The sequence below is a fragment of the Methanosphaera sp. BMS genome (assembly GCF_003268005.1).
Classification (GTDB): Archaea; Methanobacteriota; Methanobacteria; order Methanobacteriales; family Methanobacteriaceae; genus Methanosphaera.
In genome coordinates, this window is the sequence record NZ_CP014213.1 from 1280240 (window position 1) to 1304996 (window position 24757).

29 protein-coding genes are annotated in these 24757 nt (G+C 36.9%); 14 read left to right on the forward strand and 15 right to left on the reverse strand.

Annotated elements, in window-relative coordinates; genetic code table 11:
• Window positions 1–129 precede the first annotated feature (129 nt).
• From AW729_RS04535 to rpl7ae, 14 genes are all read right to left on the reverse strand, one after another.
• A complete protein-coding gene (locus AW729_RS04535) occupies window positions 130–306 on the reverse strand; it encodes a 30S ribosomal protein S27ae (protein ID WP_257791423.1) in 177 nt (58 codons plus the stop codon).
• Entirely contained in the window at window positions 303–677 is a 375-nt protein-coding gene (locus AW729_RS04540; RefSeq protein ID WP_112123989.1) for a 30S ribosomal protein S24e, read from the reverse strand. The genes AW729_RS04535 and AW729_RS04540 overlap by 4 nt, the downstream gene beginning before the upstream one ends.
• Window positions 678–684: 7 nt before the next feature.
• Window positions 685–1194: a GTP-dependent dephospho-CoA kinase family protein gene (locus AW729_RS04545; protein ID WP_162685793.1), complete on the reverse strand. Its 510-nt coding sequence runs from the start codon at window positions 1192–1194 to the stop codon at window positions 685–687.
• Between the two features lie 18 nt (window positions 1195–1212).
• The gene (spt4, locus tag AW729_RS04550; protein WP_112123991.1) at window positions 1213–1401 is read right to left on the reverse strand and encodes a transcription elongation factor subunit Spt4; all 189 of its coding nucleotides are present in this window, start codon (window positions 1399–1401) and stop codon (window positions 1213–1215) included.
• A 32-nt stretch (window positions 1402–1433) separates the two neighbouring features.
• The gene (locus AW729_RS04555) at window positions 1434–1988 is read right to left on the reverse strand and encodes a DNA-directed RNA polymerase (protein WP_112123992.1); all 555 of its coding nucleotides are present in this window, start codon (window positions 1986–1988) and stop codon (window positions 1434–1436) included.
• A gap of 19 nt (window positions 1989–2007) precedes the next feature.
• Complete coding sequence (locus tag AW729_RS04560) at window positions 2008–2535, reverse strand: inorganic diphosphatase (RefSeq protein WP_112123993.1); 528 nt, start codon at window positions 2533–2535, stop codon at window positions 2008–2010.
• Between the two features lie 30 nt (window positions 2536–2565).
• Window positions 2566–2934, reverse strand: a complete 369-nt coding sequence (locus AW729_RS04565) for a PIN domain-containing protein (protein ID WP_236951265.1) — start codon at window positions 2932–2934, stop codon at window positions 2566–2568.
• A 27-nt stretch (window positions 2935–2961) separates the two neighbouring features.
• On the reverse strand, window positions 2962–4191 hold the full coding sequence (locus tag AW729_RS04570) for a translation initiation factor IF-2 subunit gamma (protein ID WP_112123995.1): 1230 nt from the start codon (window positions 4189–4191) through the stop codon (window positions 2962–2964).
• A gap of 42 nt (window positions 4192–4233) precedes the next feature.
• Window positions 4234–4629, reverse strand: coding sequence for a 30S ribosomal protein S6e (locus AW729_RS04575; RefSeq protein WP_112123996.1), 396 nt, complete (start codon window positions 4627–4629; stop codon window positions 4234–4236).
• Between the two features lie 69 nt (window positions 4630–4698).
• Window positions 4699–6570 carry a translation initiation factor IF-2 gene (infB, locus tag AW729_RS04580; protein WP_112123997.1) on the reverse strand — a complete coding sequence of 624 codons (1872 nt, stop codon included), beginning with the start codon at window positions 6568–6570 and terminating at the stop codon, window positions 4699–4701.
• A gap of 362 nt (window positions 6571–6932) precedes the next feature.
• Window positions 6933–7391, reverse strand: a complete 459-nt coding sequence (gene ndk, locus AW729_RS04585) for a nucleoside-diphosphate kinase (RefSeq protein ID WP_112123998.1) — start codon at window positions 7389–7391, stop codon at window positions 6933–6935.
• Window positions 7388–7546 carry a 50S ribosomal protein L24e gene (locus AW729_RS04590; protein ID WP_112123999.1) on the reverse strand — a complete coding sequence of 53 codons (159 nt, stop codon included), beginning with the start codon at window positions 7544–7546 and terminating at the stop codon, window positions 7388–7390. The genes ndk and AW729_RS04590 overlap by 4 nt, the downstream gene beginning before the upstream one ends.
• Window positions 7547–7619: 73 nt before the next feature.
• Window positions 7620–7826, reverse strand: a complete 207-nt coding sequence (locus AW729_RS04595) for a 30S ribosomal protein S28e (RefSeq protein WP_112124000.1) — start codon at window positions 7824–7826, stop codon at window positions 7620–7622.
• Window positions 7827–8019: 193 nt separating this feature from the next.
• Window positions 8020–8376: a 50S ribosomal protein L7Ae gene (gene rpl7ae / locus AW729_RS04600; RefSeq protein WP_112124001.1), complete on the reverse strand. Its 357-nt coding sequence runs from the start codon at window positions 8374–8376 to the stop codon at window positions 8020–8022.
• Between the two features lie 544 nt (window positions 8377–8920).
• On the opposite strand from rpl7ae, the gene AW729_RS11240 reads away from it, so the two are divergent.
• The 12 genes from AW729_RS11240 to AW729_RS04655 all read left to right on the forward strand — a co-directional run bounded on the left by AW729_RS11240 (window position 8921) and on the right by AW729_RS04655 (window position 21761).
• Window positions 8921–9070, forward strand: a complete 150-nt coding sequence (locus AW729_RS11240; protein WP_162685794.1) for a hypothetical protein — start codon at window positions 8921–8923, stop codon at window positions 9068–9070.
• 262 nt (window positions 9071–9332) lie between these two features.
• The gene (locus AW729_RS04605; protein WP_112124002.1) at window positions 9333–10154 is read left to right on the forward strand and encodes a UbiA family prenyltransferase; all 822 of its coding nucleotides are present in this window, start codon (window positions 9333–9335) and stop codon (window positions 10152–10154) included.
• Between the two features lie 25 nt (window positions 10155–10179).
• A complete protein-coding gene (locus AW729_RS04610; RefSeq protein WP_112124003.1) occupies window positions 10180–11325 on the forward strand; it encodes an ORC1-type DNA replication protein in 1146 nt (381 codons plus the stop codon).
• A gap of 64 nt (window positions 11326–11389) precedes the next feature.
• Window positions 11390–11815 carry an archease gene (locus AW729_RS04615; protein ID WP_112124004.1) on the forward strand — a complete coding sequence of 142 codons (426 nt, stop codon included), beginning with the start codon at window positions 11390–11392 and terminating at the stop codon, window positions 11813–11815.
• Window positions 11816–11894: 79 nt separating this feature from the next.
• Window positions 11895–13787 carry an IGHMBP2 family helicase gene (locus AW729_RS04620; protein WP_112124005.1) on the forward strand — a complete coding sequence of 631 codons (1893 nt, stop codon included), beginning with the start codon at window positions 11895–11897 and terminating at the stop codon, window positions 13785–13787.
• A 413-nt stretch (window positions 13788–14200) separates the two neighbouring features.
• A complete protein-coding gene (locus AW729_RS04625; protein ID WP_112124006.1) occupies window positions 14201–15649 on the forward strand; it encodes an RtcB family protein in 1449 nt (482 codons plus the stop codon).
• Window positions 15650–15653: 4 nt separating this feature from the next.
• On the forward strand, window positions 15654–16415 hold the full coding sequence (locus tag AW729_RS04630) for an MTAP family purine nucleoside phosphorylase (RefSeq protein ID WP_112124007.1): 762 nt from the start codon (window positions 15654–15656) through the stop codon (window positions 16413–16415).
• A 76-nt stretch (window positions 16416–16491) separates the two neighbouring features.
• On the forward strand, window positions 16492–17406 hold the full coding sequence (gene nadA, locus AW729_RS04635; RefSeq protein WP_204355197.1) for a quinolinate synthase NadA: 915 nt from the start codon (window positions 16492–16494) through the stop codon (window positions 17404–17406).
• A gap of 253 nt (window positions 17407–17659) precedes the next feature.
• The gene (locus AW729_RS04640) at window positions 17660–18718 is read left to right on the forward strand and encodes a hypothetical protein (protein WP_112124008.1); all 1059 of its coding nucleotides are present in this window, start codon (window positions 17660–17662) and stop codon (window positions 18716–18718) included.
• A gap of 115 nt (window positions 18719–18833) precedes the next feature.
• Window positions 18834–20606, forward strand: coding sequence for an MJ1255/VC2487 family glycosyltransferase (locus tag AW729_RS04645; RefSeq protein ID WP_112124009.1), 1773 nt, complete (start codon window positions 18834–18836; stop codon window positions 20604–20606).
• Window positions 20607–20746: 140 nt separating this feature from the next.
• Window positions 20747–21226, forward strand: a complete 480-nt coding sequence (locus AW729_RS04650; RefSeq protein WP_112124010.1) for a hypothetical protein — start codon at window positions 20747–20749, stop codon at window positions 21224–21226.
• 115 nt (window positions 21227–21341) lie between these two features.
• A complete protein-coding gene (locus tag AW729_RS04655; protein ID WP_204355198.1) occupies window positions 21342–21761 on the forward strand; it encodes a pyridoxamine 5'-phosphate oxidase family protein in 420 nt (139 codons plus the stop codon).
• A 67-nt stretch (window positions 21762–21828) separates the two neighbouring features.
• Here AW729_RS04655 and aroE read toward each other — a convergent pair whose 3' ends face one another.
• On the reverse strand, window positions 21829–22677 hold the full coding sequence (gene aroE / locus AW729_RS04660) for a shikimate dehydrogenase (protein WP_112124012.1): 849 nt from the start codon (window positions 22675–22677) through the stop codon (window positions 21829–21831).
• Between the two features lie 390 nt (window positions 22678–23067).
• Here aroE and hisS point away from each other — a divergent pair, with 390 nt between their 5' ends.
• Together hisS and hisI are read left to right on the forward strand one after the other, a co-directional pair.
• On the forward strand, window positions 23068–24351 hold the full coding sequence (hisS, locus tag AW729_RS04665) for a histidine--tRNA ligase (protein WP_112124013.1): 1284 nt from the start codon (window positions 23068–23070) through the stop codon (window positions 24349–24351).
• Window positions 24352–24367: 16 nt separating this feature from the next.
• On the forward strand, window positions 24368–24754 hold the full coding sequence (gene hisI, locus AW729_RS04670; RefSeq protein ID WP_112125234.1) for a phosphoribosyl-AMP cyclohydrolase: 387 nt from the start codon (window positions 24368–24370) through the stop codon (window positions 24752–24754).
• Window positions 24755–24757 lie beyond the last annotated feature (3 nt).

The window sequence follows — 24757 nt, forward strand, 5'->3', positions numbered from 1 at the left end:
ATAATAGTACCAATCAATTGATTTTTCAAAATAAAAATAAAAAAAATATAAAAATTTTTTTTGGGGGTCAGTTGATTAATGTATTTTTAGATTCGTGTTTCTAATTATATATTATATTGTATGTTATATTTATTCATTTTTCCATTGTGTGTATCCACAACGACCACATGAATATCTGTCCCCATGGTCTGCCATGAAGATACCATGTGAACATCTTACACATTCAGGGTTTTTTCTTACGATTTTACCATCTTTTACTTCGTATAATTCGTATTTTTTAGACATTAAACTATCCCCTTTATTTATTCGTCTTCAGCTTCTTCTTCAGCTGGAGCTTCTTCAGCTTCTTCTTCAGCAGGAGCTTCTTCTGCTTCTTCTTCAGCTGGAGCTTCTTCTTCAGGTTCTTCGTTCTTAACTTTTACAGATTCAGTTTCAATTTCATTTAATTTTTCTACAGAGTCATATACTTTTGCTAAACCTACTGCTTTAGCTTCTCCGTAACTAGGCTTCATGCTGTCCACCACGAGGAGATCCTTAGATGAGTCTTCTAGTGCTATGAGTTTGTGTTTCACATCTAGGATGTTTGGTGTTCCTTCGGTTGGATAGTCACATTCGAATTTGATTTCTGTCCTATTTAATAATGGGTTTTCTATTTTTTCTAATATTGTTATTTCCATATTATCGTTATTCCTTAATTAATTGATTATAATAATTTAAAGCCGTATCATAGGCTTTTGTTGAATTCACCAATACAACCCCTTCTTTTGGTTGTCCATATAATATATATGTATCTTCAGGTGAATTGAGTATTGCTGGTAGTACTGCCAAATCCTCTTCACCATCAACTACGATTATGATTGGATTGTCGCTTGTTGATGTTTTGATTGAATCGGTTATCAATTCTATTAATTCATCGGTTAGTACTCCTGGTGGATTTTCAACATATACTATGTTGTCTGTATGATCCAAGTTGTGTTGTACAGGCCTGCGTTCTATTAAATTATCGACAATACATATCTGAGGCGTTAAGTCCAACTCAACTAATGTTTTTGTTGTCACGTCCCCTATACCGATTACCAGTTTTTCATCGGATAATTGTTTTTGTATTGCTTCTTTGACTTCATCAATAGATTCATGCAAGTTACCTAATGGTTTTTTCAACTCTTTTCTTAAATATTTGGGTAATTTTAGCACAAATATCGCCCTTTAAATTTATTCTTCTTTAACTCTTAAGGCATATCTTCCAGGTATTGTGATATTTAATTCCTTAGCTAAGTCTGAATCATCAGGATCTAGGATAACTACTAATCCATTCCAATTGTTTGATGTTTTATATCCACATAATGGACATTCATCCTCAAATGATATTATATTACATCTTGGACATGCTTTTTCTGCCATCACATAATCTCCTATATAACTTGTTCATACTTTTACTTTTTCTTGCTTTTTTCTTCATCAATCCATTCAAAACGACCTAGTCCAGGTTGTCTCATGGTCAAACCAATCTTACAGTCCTTGGTTGTTTTACCCTTTATACTTACTGCCACAATTCTGGCACGTACAAAGTCAGGCTTTTCTAAAGATTTAGGAGTTTCTTTAGCCACCAATGCTCCACGTTTTTGATCATATGTTATGAAGTCATCGGTTACCTGGGATACGTGGACTAATCCATCGATTGGTCCTATTCGTATGAATGCACCGAATTCGGTTACTTCCATTACTTCACCGTCAACCACTTCATGCAGTACCGGTTTAAAGAATAGTGCTTTAAATGTTACATGATAAAATGCTGATCCATCACCTATGACCACTTGACCAACATTATGTTCAAGTATGTCAGTGACCATTACCAATATACCTAATTTCTTATCTGTCTTACCGACATATTTCCTGTTTAAGATTTCAATTGCTGTTTCTTTAAATGGATTATCAAAGCTACTTGGTGGTATTCTAACAGTATCTTCAATTGTTGTTAATTCATACACTTTCTATACCCCACAAGACTTATTCATATTTTTCTTTATAGAGTTCTATTGCGTGAAGTACTGCTTCTTTTGCAGCTTCATTATCTTCCCAGCCATTGATTTCAACTGTTTTGTTTTCAAGTGCCTTATATTGGCTGAAGAAATGTTCAATTTCCTTAAGATAATGTTCTGGTAATTGTGATATATCAGTTATATCTGCAAATCTTGGATCTTCTACAGGTACTGCTAATAATTTATCGTCGCTGTCTCCTTGATCTATCATTCTCATGATACCTATTGGTCTTGCGTCAATGATACATCCAGGGAAAGTTGCCTGGTCCATTATTACGAGTACGTCAAATGGATCTCCATCTTCCCATAATGATTTTGGCATGAATCCATATTCAGCCGGATAATGGAATGGTGAGAATAACACTCTGTCAAGAGCAAATGCTTCTTTGTCCTTATCGTATTCGTATTTGTTACGTGACCCTGTTGGTATTTCTACTACAACTGTGATTTCATTAGGTACGTCTGATCCTGCTTCTATATCTTTCCAAAGATTCATTATTTTTCCTCCAGTAATTAATGCTTTTCGTTATTTGTTACGTTTTATATAACCATCGACTTCCAAATATCTGTGTTGTCTTAGATAAACTACACTTATGCCAAGTTCTCTAGCCTTTTTACGAAGATTCCTGTCATTTGTACACAGCACGTCATCTGCTGTGCAATATTTAAGCAGTAGATTATCCACGTGTTCTGTCTTGTCTATTTGAACTGTTTTAAAAACTTCACTTTTAGCTATCTGCAATGCAATTGTAGCGGCCAGCTTGTTTTTACCTTTGGAATTTCTTTTTAGTTTATCTAATTCATCAAGTACAAGTGATGGAACTATTAATTCATAATATGATGGTAACCGACTCGTAAGTTGTGTGACTACATCCACATCCTTTTGAATCATCATCATCAAAAATTTGTATCAACAACCGCCTTATGATTTGATGATACCATAACCTATTAGCCTCCATCTAGCTCCAACACGACGGCTTAATGCAACACGTTGTCCTTCTTCTGCACATACTGGTAATTTTAGTTTTACATCTACTTCCTTATCTCTAGCACTGGTAACAAGTCCTATGGTAGTGGACGTTCCCACGTTTATCATCAAGTTTTCAGAAGAATGTATAGGTTCCACGTCTGTTTCATCCTTGGTTCCGACAACCCTTTCAAGCAGGTTTGTCTTCATGGTAAACTCCTGGATTGTTGGTGGTAAAGTACCTGGTTTTCCTGCTATAGAACCTGATAATGAATCTGCCTTGGTAAGAGCTGGGTCAAGCAGTAATGCTATACCTATTAATCCTCCAGGTCCAACATCGTCAACGAATTCATCGGCAGCTTCAAGTCCGGTGATTGTTGATATTAAGCTGACCCATTCGGATTTGCCCTTACGTTTAACCTGTATTCCAGGTTTTATTTCTATCTCATCGCCGAGTTTGAATTTACCCTGTACGAGTGAACCTCCAATGATTCCACCTTTGATTTTCTTTGGATGTGTACCCGGTTTGTTTATATCAAATGATCTTGCTACGAATAGTTTAGGATTTTTACGTACTGATCTTCTAGGTGTCTTGATAAACTTCTGTATTGTCTTGATTAATACGTCGATGTTTGCACCCTGCTGAGCTGATATAGGTATGATAGGTACTCCTTCTGCACAGGTTCCCTTTACGAACTCCTTGATTTCATGATAGTTTTCTATAGCCTTTTCTTTTGGTACTGTATCTATTTTGTTCTGAACTACAATTACGTTTTGAACACCTATTACATCCAATGCCATTAAGTGCTCTTTTGTCTGTGGTTGAGGACATGGCTCGTTGGCACCGATAACCAATATTGCACCGTCCATTATGGCGGCTCCTGAAAGCATTGTTGCCATTAATGTTTCGTGTCCCGGTGAATCAACAAATGATACTTTTCTAAGTACATCAGTTTTAGAACCGCAGTGTTCACAAGTTTCTTTTGTAGTGTAACATTGAGGTGATGGACATTCATTGCATCTTCTGAAGGTTATGTCAGCATAACCTAATCTGATTGAAATCCCTCTTTTAGCTTCTTCGCTATGAGTATCAGTCCATATTCCTGATAAAGCCTTTGTGAGTGTGGTTTTACCATGATCAACGTGACCTACTAATCCAATATTTACTTCGGATTGTACTTTCATAAGTTACACCCCCATATAGATTATTAATGGTATATTAAGAATCTATTCTTCTTGTTCTTCTTCAGCTGGTTCTGCGAAAATTTCAGTTAGTGTTTGTTCTCCTCTTTCTGAAACTTTTACATTAATTTGTGAGATATCATCTGCAATTGTGTTTCCACGTACAGTTTTTCTTCTTCTTAAACCTTTTCTTGTTGGTTTAAATCCAATTCCACCACTTACTAAACTTTTGAATCTGCGTGATCCGTCTACATCTGGTTTCATTGGGAATCCGTTTTTGTCACTTCCACCGGTGATTTGTAATTTGTAACCTTTGAGTCCTAAAACTCCACCGTTAAATTCATCACCAATTTTAAGTCCGTTAACGATTTTTGCATCTTTATCATCTAATTCTAATTGGTATGTTACATCTGCATCTGATACAACTACTTTGTATACCATTATATGCCTCCGTTATTTGTTTAATTTATTTATTGAAGGGTAGTTTATTCTACCTTTTTTTTTATTTACCTATTCATAGTAATCTTCAAACTCGCCATCATCAAGTGTGTCAAGTTGGCTCCAGTCTGTATTGACTACTCCCCACATTGAATCTTCACATTCCTGTTTGATTTGCTGTAGCTCTTCCATGGTCAGTATTTCGTCGTCAAGGAATTTGCTTTCGAATTCATTCTTGAGTGTTAAAAAGTTTGCCTCGTCCATGTCCACGTATAGTACGTCGCCTTCTTCAAAGTCCTTTTGGAAGACTGCTGAGCCTATGGCCATTGCAACCTTTGAACCTCTGGATGATTTCGGCAGTGTTTCTCCCTTATCTTCCATACTGTCTACGGTTCCTACAATATGACCGTCCTTGTTGATTAAAGTAACGCCTTTTTCGATTATTCCACTCATTACTTCAATACCGGCGATTGCAGGTTTGCTTTTTCTGAATACTAATTTAGGTATTATTCTGATTTTAGCAGGACGTATGATTGAATCCAGTCTTGCCTTCTTCTTACGTTCTTGAGCCGTCAGTAACCATTCCTGGTAATCCTCGGTTATTTGATAGATTACTTTATCTCGGAATATCTTTATGTCTTGACCCTGTAGTTCTTCCTGTGCTGATGGCAATAGGTTTACGTTGAATGCTATGATTACACCGTATTTTTCATCCTCTTCATGCATTATTGATGCATTTATGATGTCACGACGTGATACGTCCCCTATTTCAGCGGACTTGATTGGAATGTCCATTCCATCAAATATGTTTACGAGTGCCTCCAGGGATCCAAGTGTGTCTGCCTTTACGATTATTCCGACATCATTTGTCTGTATGCGTATATTGTCCACTTCTGATAGCAATTCCTCATGGATGTTTGCATCATTGTCGTTTGCCACCTTGAGGGGTGAACCTGATACCACATCATCGACGTGTGGTGCCACTATCTTTACACCGGCTGCTGCAACTATCTGTTCGGTATCCTCAAACATTGTATGGGATTCCCTGATTTCCTCCAGTGCATTCGGTTTAAGAAGTGATCGTATCTTGGTAGATATTACCTTGTTGTCCTTTGTAAGTAGCATTATGCGGTCATCCTTGTTTAGTACTCCATCGTATAATATTGTGTCGATGGTTAAACCGAGACCCTTTTCTTCCTTAACTTCAAGTACCGTTCCTGCTGCAGGTGCGTCCTCTTCTATTTGAAGTTGCTGACTGAGGTATTGGTATGCCAGTCCCAGTAGCATGGTCAATAGTTCAGGTATTCCTTCACCTGTCATGGCACTGATAGGTACTATTGTTATTTGACTTGCAAAGTTACTTACACGGTCAAATCTTTCTGATTCAAATCCTTTTTTATGCAATTCTCCAACTATTTCATAAATCTTTTGATCTAAATCAAATGCCACATTCTTATGCTGATTTTGTATTGATTCTGAGAAGGATACGTATTTTTTTGATTCTGTATCTTCTTCATCATCTGGTGAATTCCATCCAGGGATTCTGTCAATCTTGTTTGCAGCTACTACAAATGGTGTTTTGGATGATTTCAATATGCTTAATGCCTCATATGTTTGAGGTTTAAATCCTTCATTGATATCCATTATTAAGATTGCTAAATCGGCAAGCGAACCTCCTCTTTTACGAAGGGTCGTGAATGCTTCATGACCTGGCGTGTCTATAAAGAATAATCCTGGTAGCTTTTCTTGGATATTCATTTTTGCCAGAAAATCACCACAGATTGATGAGATAACATCCATTGGAATTTCCGTTGCTCCGATGTGCTGTGTTATTCCACCGGCCTCCTTGGATGCAACAGTACTGCCCCTTATATTATCTAAAAGAGTAGTTTTTCCATGGTCTACATGACCTAGAACAGATACTATCGGTGATCTAGTCTTCATTTTCCTTATCTCCTTAAAAAAACATTTCATTATACAATTTGTATAATCCTTTTAACCGGGTTAAATAAGTTCAAAGTTCTATTGTTTTTATCCTGATGTGACTCTGACAACTATTTTCTTGATTTCCTGAAAAAGAATGGTTAATCCTAGAACATATTGCTTATTTTAATGTATTGAATAAATTCACTCAAACTAATAAGTCGTGGTTTTTTTTTATTTTATTATTTTTTTACGCGTAAATTAAAATAAATTTTTTAAAGGGTTTTTGGATGAGTTATTAGTCTTTATGCACTATCCAATAATTTTTGTTTTGTTAAATGTAATAACAAAAAGAGCAAAATTAAAGAAAATTATTGCTTTTCTTATAGCTCTTCATAAATTATTGCTTCATCAGGTAATTCATAATCACAGAATTCTGATTCGTCGAAGAATAATTTAATTTCTCTTTCTGCTGATTGTTCAGAATCTGAAGCGTGTACTACATTACGGCCTAAGTCTATTGCAAAGTCGCCTCTGATTGTACCTACATCTGCTTCTTTTGGGTTTGTTGCTCCAACCATTTTTCTTACTTGAGCTATTACGTCATCACCTTCAAGTACCATTGCAAATACTGGTCCTGAGGTTATGTATGATACTAAATCTGCAAAGAATGGTTTTTCACTATGTTCACCATAGTGTGTTTTTGCAAGGTCTTCTGAAATCATAAGAGTTTTAGCTGCTATTACTTTTAATCCACGTTCTTCAAATCTTGAAAGGATTTTACCTGTTAATCGTCTTTTGACTGCATCAGGTTTTAACATTGCGAATGTTCTTTGTTTCATTGTTTAACCCACTTAACTTTTCTTGGTATTCTTCCAAGTTTATTATTTTTTTCACATTTACTACTACAGAAGAAATAAATTGATCCATCTTTACGAACGTACATTTTTCCTGTACCTTCTGGTATTTCTTCTCCACAGAATGAACATGTTCTCATTTTTAAACTCCTGTTATGTATATAAAAGAATTTCTTTTACAATAAAAAAGATTACAATCATCATCCATAGAATCTATGGAGTTCTGATTTCTTTTGCTTCTCTTATTGTATCCAGTAACATTAGGATGTCGCCTTCTTTGATAGCTCCCATAACGTTTCTAGTGAGAATTCTTCCTTTATCTCTTCCATCAAGTATTCTGCATTTTACTTGCATTACTTCTCCAGTCATTCCTGTTCTTTTTAAAACTTCAATAACTTCTGCTGGAGTACCGTCTTCCATATAATCACCTTATAAAATTTGATTGGTATAAAAATCTAATACTGAAGTTTTTTTACTATATTTAAAAAATTAAAAGAAAGAATAAGAACATCGTTTCCTTATAATAGAATATCTTTTAAGTCCGTTTAAATAGTGTAAAATTATGATACTTCAATTTAAGATACTTATTTTCCTAAACTAGGTCCAATCACGATTAGTTTTTGAGTTCTGCGACTTTTTCAACAATTTCATTTACAAGTTCTTGACCTTCACCAGCATCAATGATACATGCGGATGCGGTACCAACTTTAAGTCCTGCAGCTTCTCCTAATTCTTCTTTGGTTGGAAGATATACGTAAGGAATTTCTTTTTCTTCTGCTAAGATAGGTAAGTGTGCTACGATTTCAGCTGGTTCAATATCTTCTGCAATTATAGCGAGTGCTACATTGCTTCTTTCGATATTTTTAGTAACTTCGTTAGTTCCTTTTCCTATTTTACCTGTATCTCTTGCTATTTCTAAAGCTTCATAAACTTTATCAGCTATTTCTTTTGGTACTTCAAAATTTGCCATTTAATTTCCTCCAATTATCATCTGGCTTTTTAACCATCCATTTCAAGGTCTAAAAAGTTACATCAAATTATCTAACGATAAGTTGATTGTCTGATTATTATATAAAATATTAATACACCCGACTGTAATTTTTAAGAACTTGTTGTCTGATTAAATGGCCATTCTAAAAATATAAATTTTATATTAAAAAATATTCTAATTTAAAACTCCTTAATGAGTGATACTCATTCGCTCACAGTTTTAAGTATGTTAAAAATTAGTTATTTAATACTATGTTTTGTATAATATAAATACTTTGCGATGGTACAGAAGGACATATTTATTGAATCATGAAATTGATGTGTATCCCATCATCACAGAGCTGATTTAATTCTTAGTTGTCACGTGCTAATCATGTTGATTCAATGTTGCTTTCATGTTTTTCTTTTCATCTTTAACTGGGAGGAGTCATCATTTATATATTAGTATACCCATATATAATTATACCCATAGGGGTATAGGTATATTAAAGATATCCCTAAATAATAAATAAGAGGAACCCGAAATGAACATGACACTAATAACCGACATAATAAATATAGTCAGCATTACAAGCATAATGGCAGTTATGATATACTACAGTTTCATATTCAAAAAGACAAGCGTCCAACTATCCAAAATAAGATCAGACAGACAAAAGACATTATCAAAGTAAAAACTAATTCCGCATGCATCCACATAATTCCATTGGCAATACGAGCAATCACATTACCTGACAGCACAAAATATATCAATAATCCAAAGGATTAATGAACCCCCATTATTACTTTTTTTTGAAATCATGAATTTATACTAAAGTATAACATGACATATCCTCAAAAAGGATATTTTTTCCAAAAATTTTTTTAATGAAGTATAGTATATATATGATATATAACCATATAATCTTTAAATAATTCCATGAGGATAAAGTTATTATGAATCCATATATTGAAATATTACGACCTGCAAATGCGGTGATGGCATCAATAGCAGTGCTGCTCATGGCAGTAATAAGCCACGTATACAACATCAACATCATCTTTGGTGCACTAGCCGTATGTATAGCAACGGGTGCCGGAAACACTATCAACGATTACTATGACTATGAAATCGACAAGATAAACAAGCCCGCCCGGCCAATTCCATCAGGCAGAATATCCCTGAAAAATGCATTATACTACAGCCTAATACTATTTGCCATAGCAACAATAATTGGCTTTTACATATCAGTTCCAAATGGAATACTGGTAATACTCTGTTCGGCCATAATGATTGTATATGCCTATGACTTCAAGAAAAGATGCCTGATAGGAAACGTTACCGTCAGTCTGCTTACCGCGTTGACCTTCGTATTCGGTGGACTTATAACGCATGACTTGTACATAAGCGTTATACTTGCGGCATTTGCATTTCTGATGACACTCTCACGTGAGATTATAAAGGACTGTGAGGACATCGAGGGAGATATTAAGGAGAATGCCCATACCCTTCCGATAGCATATGGTATAGAAAACAGCATAAAGCTGGCCTTTGCAACAAACATATTGACCTGCATACTCACACCACTGCTATATGTCTATGGAATCTTCTCACAATATTATATGATAGTGGTACTAGTAGCGGACATAATATTCATATACTGTGGAGTATTAACCCTTAAGAATCATGACAAAGATATATTACATAAGGTATCGAAATATATGAAAATCGCAATGCTCATAGCATTCGTATCGTTCATATTCGGAAGTGTGATTTAAACAAACAAATAGGGAGACAAAATTAATGGACATTAGTGACATTTTATTACATGACGAGACAATCTTTCAGGACATGACAGTATTCAACTCAGATTACATCCCTGAAAACTTCAAGCTAAGACAGGCACAAATGGAAGAGATGGCATTATCATTAAGACCTGCACTGCTCAAGGGCAAGCCTATAAACAACCTTATACTGGGACCACCGGCTACCGGTAAGACAACTGCAATCAAGAAGCTGTTTGAAATGGCCGACTTCGACTGTGACGACACGTTGATATGCGTATACATCAACTGTCAGCTGCACTCAACAAAATTCGACATATTCAGTCAGATATACAAGAAGATATTCGGACATGCCCCTCCTGAGACGGGTGTCCCATTTTCAAGGATATACAACAAGATAATGAATCATCTTATCGAATCGGATAAAGCATTGATAGTTGCATTGGATGACATCAACCACCTCTTTGCAAGCAACATGATCAGTGAAGTATTTTATGACATTCTAAGGGCATATGAATCCTTTGAAGGTGTACGTACAGGACTGTTTGGCGTACTGAGTGACCTTAACTTCAGACATGTTCTTGACCAGAACGTAGGATCAATATTCAATGCAAATGAGATAAACTTCAATCCATACACATATGATGAAACGTACAAGATACTTGAGGAAAGGGTACGTCTTGGATTTTTCCCGGGTGTCATCTCGGATGATCTTATAGAACAAATAACCGATTACACCTATGAAAGTGGAGATTTACGACTGGGAATTGACCTGTTAAGAACAAGCGGAAACAATGCAGAGATAAACGCTTCACGTAAGATAACACAGGAAGATGTTGATAAGGCAATCAAGAGTGCTACAAGCATGAGCCTCAATTACATACTCGACGCATTAAATGAAAATGAACAGAAACTACTATTGTACATTGCAAGGGCAAGTGAGGAAGAGTTAACATCGGGTAAACTATACAAGGGATATAAGAGGGAAAATAACATAAGCTATCCTACATTCAATCGTCTTGTAAACAAGCTTGAATTCTACAGACTGATAGATACCACCTATACCAGTACAGGCAAAGTAGGAAACAGCAGAATCATCACACTGCGATTTGACAGTAAGGACATTAAAGAAAATCTTAAACAACATGCCCCTAAACTATATTAAGTAAATATATTACTTAATCCAATCACACTTTTTTTTATGAAACAATTATGAGGAAGATATTATTATGGATAAATTCAATTATTTTGAGACAACAGCAGATATAGGCATAGATGTAAGGGCAAACAGCATAGAGGATGCCTTCATAAGCTCGGCTCTTGCCACGATGAATCTTGTAACGGACGTTGACAAGATAAATCCGGTAATAACAGAGGAAGTTGAGCTTGTATCCGAGGATTTGTACGCTTTGCTCTATGACTGGGTAACTGAGGTAATCATGCTTATGAACTGTGACTTCTTTATCGCCAACAGGTATGACTTAAAAATCACTAAAGATGATGAGAACTACAAGTTGAGTGCAAAACTATACGGAGATACCTACGATACAAACAGGTACAACTATAAGACAGAGGTCAAGGCCATAACATACCACATGATGAAAATAGAGTCTGTTGAAAATGAGTATCATGTGAAGTTTATTGTGGATATCTAGAAAATGATTTCAAAGCATAAAGTCCATAACGATAATTTTCTTATTTGACAAATCCCACATAATAATGAAGTGAAGTCCCATGAAACGATATATTGAAAGATTAATAACATTAATCAACTATGAAAGAGAGGAAGAAGTCAAGGTAATGGTCAATGAAATAAAGAAGATGACCTCCTATGAGAGAGAACAGATAGGAAGAGCCGTAAACAACATGAAGGGCAAACGCCTTGCCAAGGAACTTGGTATGACCATAGTCCAGTACGGTAGAAAAAAGAGAATCGACTGCGAGATAAACGTGGGAGATGTTGTGCTTATCAGTACGGACAATCCCCTTAAAAGTAACCTGACTGCAACCGTCACAGAAAAGGGCGGCAGATATCTTCAGGTGGCATTTGAATCCAAAGTACCCCGATGGGCTCTCAAGAAGAAGGTACGCCTGGATTTGTACGTTAATGACGTGACTTTCAGGAGAATGGAGGATAACCTTAAGAACCTGTCGATTAATGCAAAACATGCACTTGAATATCATCTGAACATGAAAAGTCCCAAAAAGGAAAACGATGTCTACCTGGAATACATCGATACGTCACTGAATGATTCACAAAAACTGGCCGTTAAAAACGCGTTGTCCTCCCAGGACTTTTATCTTATTCACGGACCCTTCGGTACAGGTAAAACCAGGACACTCGTTGAACTGATATATCAGGAACTAAGACAGGACAATAAGGTACTTGCAACGGCTGAAAGCAACACGGCCGTAGATAACCTTCTTGAAAGACTTGCCATGAATGAAAAGATAAATATAACAAGACTTGGTCATCCTCAAAGGGTATCTTCCGAAAACATTAAACACACACTGGCATATAAAATCAACAGTCACCCCCTAGGTGCTAACCTTGAAAGCTACTATAACATCATAGATGAATATAATGAGGAAAAAACATATTATACCAAGCCGAAGCCACAGCTGAGACGTGGATTAACCGACAATCAGATAAAAAGATGTGCCAGCAAGAACAAATCAACCCGTGGCGTGGATAAAAAGATCATCCAGTCCATGGCCAGGTGGATTGACTATGACGAGAAGGTTAAGGAAATCTATGACAAGGTCAAGGTTCTTGAAGACAAGATAGTCAGGGAGATTATTGAGGAAAGTGATGTTATCGTATCCACGAATTCCTCTGCGGCACTTGATGTAATAGCAAAGTACAAGTTTGACGTGGCGGTTATTGATGAGGCATCACAGACAACCATACCAAGTGTGCTCATACCGATAGCCAAGGCACATAGATTCATACTTGCAGGTGACCACAAGCAGTTGCCCCCAACCGTTATAAGCACTGATGCATATGAGTTGGAGGAAACGTTGTTTGAATCGTTGATAGAAAAATACCCCCACAAGGGCCAGCTGCTTAATGTCCAATATCGTATGAATGATGAATTGATGAGGTTTTCTAATAGTCAGTTCTATGATAACCTACTTGAAACCGACAGCAGTGTATTTGACATTACATTAAATGACTTTGATATTAATGATGAAAAAACCATGGAGTTTATTGACACCAGCAACATGAACGATAACAGGGAAGCTCACCTGAACGACTCAAAATCATTCGTCAACAGAACCGAAGCCAGAATATGTATAGAGCTAGCTAACGACTACCTTGACAAAGGAGTAAAGAAGGAGGACATCGGCATTATCAGCCCATACGCCGACCAGGTAAAACTGATATCCGAACACATCGATGTTGAAGTAAAAAGTGTCGACGGATTTCAGGGCCGTGAAAAGGAAATCATTATCATATCCACCGTACGAAGCAACGACAATGGGGAGCTGGGATTTCTCAATGACCTGCGGCGTTTGAATGTGGCCATAACACGTGCCAAACGTAAACTGATTATCGTCGGAAATCAGGATACCCTGAAGTATAACAGGACTTATGAGAAACTGATTAAGTCATCCCTTTATTAGGGGTATTTGCATAAATAATTTTTTAGATTATTTATTCATTTTAAACTAACCCATAATCCAATTTTTCCCCACATCCCACTTTTTTTAGTCACGCGTTAAATATTAAATCAGATAGTTAATGTCCCCCATTGGATGATTGCATTGAAGCTTTTTATCTGACATTTAGGAAATAACTCTATGGCAACTACCAACATCTCACCATTTCCACTTAATTATTTTTTCATTTAATGAACATATCCCCAGTTATGAAAAATATAATTATCAGAGGACAACATTTCCTCCAATGGAATGTATCCGAAGGAAAATAAAAAGTTCATACGAAAAAATAAAATACTATCCTAAACACATAATTATATAATAATAAATGATAAACAAATTTTTTTATAATAATAATATTTTACACGTGATAACATATGGTAACTAAAGCTGATTTAGAAAAAGTAAGAGACGGAGTATATGAAATTGCATCCAGCAAGGAAAAAGGTATGAGAGTATCTGCCAGAGTATATATGGATGATGAATCCGTAAAGACGATAGATGACGGTACCCTTCAACAAGTAGCTAACGTAGCACACCTAGAGGGTATACAGAAAAGATCCATTGGACTTCCAGATATTCACTTCGGATACGGTTTCAGTATCGGTGGAGTGGCAGCATTTGCCGAAAACAACGGTGTCATCAGCCCAGGTGGTGTGGGTTTTGACATAAACTGTGGAGTAAGGCTTGTCAAGACAAACCTAACCAAAGAGGACATTGCACCATACATGAATGACCTGGTTGAAGACCTGTTCAAAAAGATACCATCAGGTCTAGGAAGCAACGGCATAAAACACCTTAAGGAAACAGAGATTGATGAAGTACTTCAAAACGGTGCCAAATGGGCCGTGGAAAACGGTTACGGATGGGATGAAGACCTCAAATACCTGGAAGAAAACGGTTGTATGGACATAGCAAATCCTGATGAGGTATCATCAAAGGCAAAACGTCGTGGCATTCCACAACTCGGTTCTCTCGGTAGCGGTAATCATTTCCTGGAAATCCAGACAATTGGAGACATATATGATGAGGATACCGCAAAGGTATATGGGCTTGAAAAGGACCAGGTAGTCGTTCTCATCCATACAGGTTCTCGTGGCTGCGGTTACCAGATATGTGCCGACAACCTGAGGGAGATGGATAAGGTAGCAAAAAGATTGAAGATGGACATACCTGACAGACAACTTGCATGTGCACCGATAGACTCAGAAGAGGCACAGAAATACCTGCAGGCAATGGCATGTGGGGCAAACTATGCATGGACCAACCGTCAGATGATCCAGCACTGGCTACGTGAATCATTTGAGACAATCCTTAAACAGGACGCGGACAGCCTTGGCATGAACGTGTTATATGATGTGGCACACAATATAGTAAAACGTGAACAGCATAAGATAGGCAAGATGAACAAGACTGTCTACGTCCACCGTAAAGGTGCAACAAGGGCATTCGGTCCAGGACGTAAGGAGGTTACACAGGATTATCGTGATGTGGGACAACCTGTTCTAATACCTGGTACAATGGGTACTGCTTCATATGTACTTGCAGGTACCGATACTGCAATGGAGGAAACCTTCGGTTCAACTGCTCACGGTGCCGGCAGGATGCTTTCAAGAAGTGGTGCTAAGAAAGAGTACACACCTGAAGAGATATCACAGCAATTAGCCAAGAAGGGCATTGTTCTTAAGGCCAACAGTCCATCCGTTATAGCCGAAGAAGCACCTGGAGCATATAAGGATGTTGACAGTGTTGTTAAAACGGCAAATGACACGGGTATCAGCAAACTTGTTGCACAGATGTTACCGCTTGGTGTGATTAAGGGGTAATTAAATGATTGGCGTTATTGGAGGAACAGGTGCCGAAGGCATACTTGACATGTACCCTCTTATTGAAAGCAGGGATATCAAAACGGACTATGGAGTAAGTCCTACAATCAGCATACTTGAGGTTGAAAATAGACAGGTAGCATATATTCCACGTCACAGCAAAGGTCACAGTACTCCTCCACACATGATTAACTACAGGGCAAACATTGAGGCACTGCACCTGATTGGAGTAAGTGACGTATTTGCCACAAACTCCGTGGGTTCACTTGATGTTGACATACAACCTGGAACGCTGCTTATTCCGGATAACTTCATAGACTTTACAAAAAATAGGGTTCAGACATTTTATGATGATAAAGTAGTTCACATCGACTGTACCAATCCATACTGTGAGGGTTTAAGAAATCTTCTGATTGAAGGCAATGACGTTTGTCCAAGGGGAATATACATAGCCACTGAGGGGCCACGATTCGAGACCGGTGCCGAGATTCAGTTTTATAAGAGTATCGGTGGAAAGGTTGTAGGCATGACAGGCGTACCGGAAGTGGTGTTGGCAAGGGAAAAACAGATGTGTTATGCCAGCATATGTGCCGTCAGCAACTACGCCGCATCAATATCCCCCACCAACCTTACAGTCAGTGAAGTTGTTGATGCCATGAAAATGTGTGAGGAAAATTTAATTGAATTATTGACAAGTACAATTAAAAAAACTGACAAAAATAGGGATTGTAGCTGTAAAAAATTGTTAAATGATGCAATAATATAAATAAGATAAAATAATAATAGAAAATATAAGAGCGTTATATTATAAATAAAAAAAAATCTTAATCAAGGGGTGTACTATGATAGACAATATCATTAATGAAATTGAAAAACTCAAAGAAGAAAAAAATGCTATAATTCTTGCACATAATTATCAGCCAAAGGAAATTCAGGAAATAGCAGATTTTGTAGGTGACTCACTGGAGTTATGTATCAAGGCAAGCCAGGTGGATGATGCCGACATCATAGTGTTCTGTGGAGTAAACTTCATGGCAGAAACTGCCGCAATAATAAGTCCTGAGAAAAAAGTTCTACTGCCTGATAATCGTGCAAACTGTCAGATGGCAGATATGGTTTCACTTGAAGAGTTAAAACAGAAGAAAAGTGAAAATCCAGACAGTCCTGTGGTACTCTATGTAAACAGTCGTGCTGAAACCAAAAGCGAGGCAGATATCGTATGTACATCAGCCAATGCGGGCAAGGTTGTAAGCAGTCTTGACGGTGACAACTTCATATTTGCACCGGACTATAACCTTGGAACATACTCAGCCAAGTTATCAGATAAAAATGCATTAATAGTACCGGAAGATGGACATTGCTATGTGCATACAATGTTTAAAGTTGAAGACATCGAAAAAGCAAGAGAGGATCATCCAAATGCAAAGATAGTTGTACACCCAGAATGTAATGATGATGTAAGACAACTTGCAGATTATGTTGAAAGTACCGGTGGTATGGTAAGATTGGCCAAAGATCCATCAATCAAGGAGTTGGTTGTCGGGACCGAAATTGATTTGGCCACTAGGCTTAAACGTGAAAATCCCGATAAGGAATTTTATCCGTTAAGACGTGACGCCTTCTGTCTAACCATGAAACTCATAACACTTGAAAAGGTATTTGAATGTCTTAAAGAGGAAAAATACGAAGTAACAGTTGACGAGCCTATTGCAAGCAAGGCACGTGTTGCAATCCAGAGAATGTTAGATTTATCATAAATCTAACCACCCAACTATTTTTTTAATGATTTATCCCAGAGTATAATAACCGATTTAAGTTATGCTTCAATCCGGATTATTGATTATCCACAATTATATAATATGAACCCTTTTTTTGAAAAATTTACGAGTGACTACAATATTGATGTCACCTGTTTAATTGCTCATAATTAGAAAAAAAATTTTATATGAAAATCAAAATATATAATATTATACTTTTGATAAAAATTATTCACATAAAAAGGTTGTAAAAATGGAGATTAATAGAGAATTATTTGGAAAGACACGCTTTAAGCTACTGGTAGCCTTCTCATTAATCCTATTGGCAATCATCATACTCGTAACCGACAGCATTGATGCTGTCATAACCAACATTCTATGGCCACTTCTTGAGGGATCATCCGAGGGAAAAACAGTCATATTTCTTGGAATGATTGGCTTATTTATCATACTTGATGTGGCACTTGACAAAAGCAAATTTATCAATGACAAATTCTACTTTAATGACAATAATCGATTTAGATATTTGCTGGCAACAATACTTATCCTACTTGGCTGTGCATTCTTCGGATTTATAGTGGAGTTATATATTCGTCAATCCATGGGCGTTAGTCCATTTACGATATTGACATCAATGCACCCCTATCCCAGCACATCCAGTCCAATGCATTCACACGCATATAAATCAGTTTTCGGTATCGTTTCATATTATATGGCGCCAAGTCATGTAAATACCGGCATATCAATACTTAAGTATGTGGCCCCATATGCATATGTTGTAATACCTGTATGGCTTGTATCATACATTACAGGATTACTTGCATTTCATAAGATGACCGGACTTAACAAGGTGGTTTGTATCATTGCATTGACTCTGGCACTTATCGGCCTGCTTGATGGAGGCTTATATTCTCAGCCGTTTTTAATAGGTATTGGATTTTTATGGCTGATGTATTATACAAATGATGAAAAGCTGAAGCTTAAGCACTTCATAAAGCCTGTCGTTATAATGGGATATATTCTCCTGGTTGCAATGATTTGCGAGGTTGGTGGTAGTGACACGACATATCATACACTGACCGTTATAAACCAAAGCGAACCGGTTGACATGAGTGAGTATAACATTGTTGAATGTATTCAGGACGGTGAAAAAACAACCTATGTGATGAACACGACGATACCGGATAAAGAGTTGATTACATCGGTATTTGATAAGTTTAAGGATAAAAGTGATGCAACATTCATGTCCTGGAACTTCTACTCATACTTTGACAATCCAAATGTGGAGATATTGAATAATCATTCAGTATAACACCACCCGGCACCTTATTTTTTCAAATCTTAAAAGGCATTAATAACAGATTATTAAATAATAAATAGCATATTTAACATATATCTTTATTGACAATGATTTAATGTGATTTTTTATGAAACTTAGTATTATTATACCTACATATAATGAAGAGGAATACTTGCCGAATCTACTTGAAAGCATCAAAAGGCAGGATTTTGATGATTTGGAGGTAATCGTGGCAGATAGCCATTCCACGGACAAAACGGTTGAAATAGCAAACAGTTACGGTTGTAAAATTGTAAATGGCGGTCTTCCGGCTGTAGGTAGAAATAATGGTGCACGTATTGCCACTGGGGAGTTTCTGTTATTTTTAGACTCCGATTCTGTGTTGACAAATGACTATCTTAAACAGGCTGTTGAGGAGTTTGAGCTGCATAACCTCGGCATTGCAATTACACAGATTGTACCGTTAGAGAAGGGTTTTATTAATGAATTATCACATGAATTTGCAAATTACATGACCAAGAAGATTTCTGCCATCAAGCCACATGGTGCCGGCTGTTACGGCATATTGACTTATAAATCACTGCATGAAGAGGTGGGCGGCTTTGATGAGGCCATTGATTTTGGAGAGGATACCGATTATATTGAAAGAGTGGCTAAAATTAGCAGGTTTAAGGTACTTGAGACTCCACGGCTTCTCATATCAACCCGTAGGCTTAAGGAGGAAGGCCTTAAAACAATTGCCTGGAAGTACGCCAAAAGTACTGCATACCAGTTGATGGGACGTAAGGTTACCCTTAAGCAGCTTGACTATAGCTTTGAGCATGAAAAGCATAACACGCGTATATTCTATTCCCTTTGTGGTGAGGGATTGGGTCATGCAATCCGTAGTGCCGTTGTGATTGAATTCTTAATAAATGAGGGATACGACCTGATGGTATTTGCCAGTGACCGTGCTTATGATTATCTTAACGCCAAATTTGAGAATGTGTATTATATTGGCGGATTCAATACCGTTTATGAAAACAACAGTGTAAAAAACAAGAAGACCTTTGCATATAACATGAAGGACGTGCCAAGTGATCTTAAAAACAATATGAGCATGATGTATAAGTTGGCCAGGAAGTTTAAGCCGGACATTATCGTATCTGACTTTGAATTTTATGCAAACCTGCTTTCGCATATGCTGAGAATACCTCTTATCAGTATTGACAATATGCACGTATTGACCGAGGCCAGGTATTCATCCCCCCATAAGTACCTGAAGGATAGGATTTTCAGTGAAGCGGTTGTTCATGCATTCATACAGAAGGCCGACAGAACATTAATCTATTCATACTTCTATCCCGAACTTAAAAACGAGGGCACCAAGTATGTTGATCCGATTATTAGGGACGAAATTATTAACCTTAAATCAACGGTTGGAAGTCATATCCTCGTATATCAGACGAGTGACTCCAATAGGAAGTTAATTGAACTTCTTAAGGATAATCCGGACAAGAAATTTATCATATATGGTTTTCACAAGGACTTAAGGGATGATAATCTTCTCTTTAGAACATTCAGCGAAACACAGCTGTATGATGACTTTAGAAGTGCCGAATGTGTCATTACCAATGGCGGTTTTTCATTTATCACCGAGGCCTTGCAGTTGGAAAAGCCTGTTTTGAGCATTCCAGTCAATAAGCAGTTCGAACAGATACTTAATGCAATCTATATCGATAGGCTGGGCTATGGTGAGCATCATGATACCATCAACCAGGAGATACTTGACAATTTCCTTGATAATACCGACAAGTACAGAAAAAACATTCAGAATAACTTCCATAAGCTAAAAAATAATGATGAAACATTAAATGAACTCAAGAATGCCATTGATGAAGTTGTAGGAAAGAACAATTAGATAACCCCCATTAATTTACTATTTTTTTAACTAATCCCATGGTAATTATTTCAATAATAATTCAGGAAATCCATGGCAAATCATTTTAATAACATTAATCATAGATAATATTAAGAATTTAAATAATTGGAGCAATTTAAATGTATAAAAAGATATTGATGATAACGGCAGTTGTTGTAATCATACCAATGTTAATATCAAGTGTAAGTGCTGTTGGTATGGCTTCGGCAGGTTATGATGATTTGATAGGTTACTATGGCCTTGACACCCCGGCGGGAAGTTCCGGTTATACCTACTCCATTGCAACGGATGATGGAGTCTTCTATATGAGTGACGAGCAGGCAGATACTCTCGGTAAGCGTGACTACACCCTGCATAAGCTGGTAGAGTATGACTTAAACAAGTATAGTGATTCATTTGGGCCTGATGCTGTAATCTGGGGAAGTGGCGGTTTTAACTTTGTATATGATCTTCATCATGACAGGGATACCGAGTGCTTCCAGATAGAAAATAACCAGGAGTTTTCATTTGACTATAAAAGTGGCCAGCATGTTGGATACAACAAGGACGCCAAGGTTGTAACCAGGCTTTACAATAAGGATGGAAGTGTAATGACATAAACACACTCCTTTTATCATTTTTTTATAAAAAAGTACATAAATCTCTTTTTAAATATATACATTTATGTTTAGACCTATGAGAAGAATTAATCAACAGTTAGATATGAATGAATGTATGAGTATAATTGAAAAGTCCCCCAGGGGTACATTGGCTGTTCTGGGTGATGATGACTACCCATATACCGTTGTCTTAAATTATGTTTATTATGACGATAAGATCTATTTTCATGGAGCCCAGGAAGGTCATAAGCTAGACAGCATAAGAAATCATGATAAGGTATCCTTTTGCATACTTGATGATGGAGTTAAACTGGAGGATAACTGGTGGCTTACATTTAGGAATGTCATCTGTTTTGGAAGGATAAATGAAATTGATGATAAAGAAAAGATAATTTCCATTTTAAGGTTGTTTGGTGATAAGTATTTTCCAAGCAATGATATTACAAACGATGAAATTGCCAAATTCAAGGACCGTACATTGATTTTGGAGTTGGAAATCGAACATGTGACTGGAAAGCGGGTTAATGAAAAATAACATCCAAAAAAAGTGGGAAAAGATTAATGATTGATGTATGTCATCAAGAAAAATAAGAAAAAAGGGATTATTTCAATTGTTCAAGCAATGCCTTTTCAAACGATTCATAAGATGGGGTCCTATCCGTGAATATTTCAAAAGCGGTTATTCCCTGATAAATCAGCATGTTTGTACCACTGATTGTGGTGGCTCCATTATCCTTTGCCATTTTAAGTAGTTTTGTCTCCAGCGGATTGTAGATTATATCCATTACCACATGATTTCCATTTATTTTTTCGGTTTTTATGGGAGTATCTGCATCTACATTAGGATACATTCCTATTGGTGTGGTGTTTATGATTATATCCACATCTTCAAGTATAATGTCTGCTTTTTCAATGTCCACATAGCTTATCTGGTCAAATCCCGTTTGTTTTTTTAGGTTGTCTATCAATTGAATTGCATTGTCCCTGCTTCTGTTTGCTATTGTTAAACTGTTTATTCCATGATTGAGCAATGTGAATGTTATCGCCTTTGACGCTCCTCCAGCACCCAGTACGAGTACCTTTTTATCTTTAAGATCCGTGTATTTTTCAATGGACTTAACTGCCCCGGTTCCATCGGTATTGTATCCCCTGGCTATCCCATCCTTAAATCTTATTGTATTTACCGCATTGATTCGTCTTGCCGTGTCGTCAACTTCATCCAGGTATTCTATTATATCCGTCTTGTAGGGTATTGTCACATTCAATCCAACCAATCCCATGGTCTTGGCCGATTCTATAAGATGGGATAAATTCCCTTTTTCTATCTTGAATGCCACGTATACATAGTCCATACCCAGTTGTTTATATGCCGCGTTGTGCATCGGTGGAGATAGACTGTGTTCTATGGGATTGCCTATTACGGCCACCACTTTTGTCTTTCCTGTTATCATATGTTCATCTTCCTTATCAATTATCGATTATCACAAAAATAATTAAAGTCATCATATTGTTGTTTTACATATTTTTAGTTAAAATTATTATACTATTAGTTATATATATTTAAATATTAGTAAATAATGAAAATGTCTGTATGAATTGTTGATGGATACAGTGATATCCTTTGACAGTTTATGTGAATGTTTAATTATTTTTTCAAGAGTTTAAAATGTGTCTTGTTTTAAAGTATATTTAAACCACCTATTTTTTTATATTATTAGGATAAGATGTGTTTTATTTAGTTTTACCCTGGTTTATTTATCTTGACTGTATGGATTATGATTAATGTAAGTATTCCAGTATAGAATTAAATTTTATAAGTAATTTTAGGACGTGTATTAAATATGGATTTTACAAAACCAAGAGGAACAAGGGATTTTCTAATAGAGGATATGAAGGAACGTAAATACGTTGAAAATACCATTAGAAAGACAGTTGAAAGTTATGGATTCAATGAGATAAAAACGCCGATATTTGAGGATTTGGAACTGTTTACCACAAAAAGTGGAGATGCAATAAAGGAGGAGATTTATCACTTCCAGGATAAGGGCGGCCGTGACTTGGCATTAAGGCCGGAACTTACAGCCAGCGTGTCACGTTTATATGACAACAACCTCCAGAAGAGTGCAAAACCGTTGAAGATGTACTACTTCGGCAGCTGTTTCAGATATGAACGACCACAGGCAGGACGTTTCAGACAGTTCTGGCAGTTTGGCGTGGAGGTTATAGGTGGAACACCCGTCTATAACGAGGCCGAGATAATAGCAATGGCAAACGAGACCCTTAAAAGATTGAAGATTCAAAACTATGAGGTTGCAATAGGCCATTTGGGAATAATAAAGGGTGTTCTAAACCACCTGGATATCCCATCAGATAAACAGACACAAATCATTGCCAGTATCGATAAGCAAGATTATGATTTGCTTGATGAAATCCTTACAACATGCAATGTCAACGATGAATATAAAAACATCATCACAAGCATCATCAATGTCAACGGCTCACATGATGATTTAAACAGCATCCGGGATTTACTGCTGGACATACCAGAAAGTATGGAAGCATTAGAGCAGTTGAATGAAATATTGACCGTTGTTGAGGCATTCGGATTTGATGATTATACCGTGAAGTTATCCATTGCACGTGGTCTTGACTATTACACGGGCGTCGTATTTGAGATATATGTACCCGAGCTTGGTGCCCAAAAACAGATTACCGGTGGTGGAACATACAAGCTAACAAGCCTATTTGACAGTGAAGACGTAGAATCCACGGGATTTGCATTTGGTTTTGACCGTATCATGGAAGCGTTCCACAAGCAGAAACTTGAAGTGGAAGAGGACAACTACAACAAGGTACTTGTCGTTCCTATCAAGAAGGAATTCAAAATGGAAGCCATCAAGGTTGCACAATTACTTAGAAATGCAGATATCATAACGGACATTGACCTTAAGGGCAAGAAGCTTAAGAAAAATCTGTCCTTTGCAAACAGCAACAACATCAACAATGTAGTGTTGATTGGAGCACAGGAAGTTGAGGATGGTACCGTTACGTTAAAGCATATGGATAGCAAAGAGCAGGTAACAATTCCACGTGATGAACTTGTGGACAATATACTAAACGAGTAGGGAAGTGTATTGTATGATTGAACCTAACTTTAGGCATGAAATCAATGGTAAAAAGTTAGCAACCGCCATTGTCCAGGATTATAATACAAATGAAGTGCTGATGCTTGCATTTATCGATAAAGATGCTTATATCAAAACAGTAAAAACCAAGAAGGCACACTTCTATAGTACCAGCAGAAATAAAATATGGCTTAAGGGTGAAGAGTCAGGCCATACACAGGAAGTACAAAAGATACTCTTTGACTGTGACAGGGATGCCGTGATATTCAAGGTCAAACAGAATGGTGGAGCATGTCATACTGGTCATTATTCCTGCTTCTATAGCGTGCTGTCAAGTGACAATAACAGTCTTATAGAATTTGGCGATAAGGTATTTGACCCGGATGAAATCTATAGCAAGTAGGTG